This window comes from Streptomyces sp. PsTaAH-137 (assembly GCF_003259365.1).
Taxonomy (GTDB): Bacteria; Actinomycetota; Actinomycetes; order Streptomycetales; family Streptomycetaceae; genus Streptomyces.
In genome coordinates, this window is record NZ_QLLY01000081.1 from 1 (window position 1) to 2,207 (window position 2,207).

Genomic DNA, 2,207 nt, shown 5'->3' on the forward strand with positions numbered 1-2,207 from the left:
CCCGCCGCTCGGCGCCCGCGCGTTCGACCCGTCCGTCGACCTGTGGTCCACCGTGGAGACCGTGCGGGTGCAGTTGCCCGCCGACGTCACCGAGGCCGTGCTGACCGAGTTGCCCGCGGCGTTCCGCGCCACCGGCACCGACGTGCTGCTCGCCGCGCTCGCCCTGGCGGTCAACCGCTGGCGCGGCACGGACGAGTCCACCCTGGTCCGCCTCGAAGGGCACGGCCGCGAGGAAGAAGTCGTCCCCGGCGCCGACCTGTCGCGCACCGTCGGCTGGTTCACCACCATGTACCCGGCCCGCGTCGACGTGCGGGGCGTGGACCCGGCCGGCGTCCTCGCCGGAGGCCCCGCCGCCGCCCAGGCGATCAAGCGGGTCAAGGAGCAGCTGCGCGCCGTCCCCGGCCGGGGCATCGGCTACGGGCTGCTGCGCCACCTCAACCCGGAGGCCGCCGAGCAGCTCGACGACCTCGCCGTACCGCAGATCGGCTTCAACTACCTCGGCCGGATCTCCGACAGCGACGTGCCCGAGCACCTGCGCACCGACGGCTGGGGCCCCTCCGCGTGGTCCGCCGAGCTGATCGCCGAGCCCGACCCGGACCTGCCCGCGCTCTCCGCCCTGGAGGTCAACTCGGTCGCCACCGACACCCCCGACGGCACCCGGCTCCAGGCCGCCTTCATGTTCCCCACCGGCGTGCTCTCCCGCGAACAGGCCACCCAGCTGGCCGAGTCGTGGGTCGAGATCCTGAACGGCATGGCCGCGCACGCCGCGAGCGGGAAGGCCGGCGGCCTGACCCCGTCGGACGCCCCGCTGGTCACGGTGGGCCAGGACGACATCGAGACCTGGGAGGAGCGCTACGGCCGCCTCGCCGAGGTGTGGCCGCAGGCCCCGGGCCAGTCCGGCATCCAGTTCCAGGCGGCCCTGGCGGACGGCAACTTCGACGTCTACCACATGCAGTTCGTCCTGCACCTGTCCGGAACCGTGGACCCGGCACGCATGCGGGCGGCCGGACAGGCCCTGCTCGAGCGGTACCCGAACCTGCGCTCCGCGTTCCTCACCACGGCCGAGGGCGAACCGGTGCAGGTCGTGGCCGAGCACGTCACGCTGCCGTGGCGCCATCTCGACCTGACCGGGCAGACCGGGGCCGAGCAGGACGCCGCGCTCGACGCGGCCCTCGCCGCCGACCGCGGCGACCAGCTCGACCCCGCCCGGCCGCCGCTGCTGCGGCTGGCCCTGCTCACCTGCGGACCACGGCAGTCCAAGCTCATCATCACGGCGCACCACACCCTGTTCGACGGCTGGTCGTCACCGCTGGTGATCACGGACCTGATCCGGCTGTACGGCGACGCCGCCGCGCTCGGCCCCGTCCGCTCCTACGGCGACTACCTGACCTGGCTGTCCCGCCAGGACCGGGACGCGTCGGCGGCCCGCTGGAAGGACGAGCTCGACGGCTTCGACCAGCCGACCCTCGTCGCCGCGGACCTGGTCGCCGAGGGCGACGCGGCATCGCTCGGCCGCGTCGAGGTGCCGTTCAGCATCGACCAGGGCCGTGAACTGGCCCGGCGCGCCGCCGAACTGGGCGTCACGCTCAACACGCTGCTCCAGGGCGCCTGGGCGGTCGTGCTCGCCAAGCTGACCGGACAGCAGGACGTGGTGTTCGGCGCCGCGGCCAACGGCCGCCCCGCCGACCTGACGGGCTCGGACGAGATGGTCGGCCTGTTCATCAACACCCTGCCGACGCGGGCCCTGTGCCGGCCCGAGCACACGCTCGCCGAGGTCATCACGAACCTCCAGAACCGGCAGATCAGCCTGCTCGACCACCACTACTACGGCCTGGCCGACATCCAACGCGGCACCGGTCTGCCGTCCCTGTTCGACACGATCGTGGTCTTCGAGAACTACCCCATCGACCGCGAGGGGATCATCGAGGCGAACGACTCGGCGGGCCTCACCATCGACGCCATCCGCCCCTTCGCCGGCTCCCACTACCCCCTCACCCTCAACTCCTCCGACCCGTACCTGCGGCTCTCCCTCGACTACCAGCGCAACCTCTACGAGCGCGACGCGGCCGAGACCGTCGCCGCCCGCCTCGTCCGGGTGCTGGAACAGGTCCTGGAGGACCCGACGGTGCCGGTGGGCGCGGTGGACGTGCTCGGGGACGACGAACGCGACTGGCTCGTCAACCGCATCAACGCCACGGGGCGTGAGG

1 protein-coding gene is annotated in these 2,207 nt (G+C 73.0%); it reads left to right on the top strand.

Features of this window, described 5'->3' with window-relative positions:
* Positions 1-2,207, top strand: a 2,207-nt coding sequence (locus tag K377_RS40985) for a condensation domain-containing protein (protein WP_237551765.1), incomplete at both ends; no start/stop codon positions are given.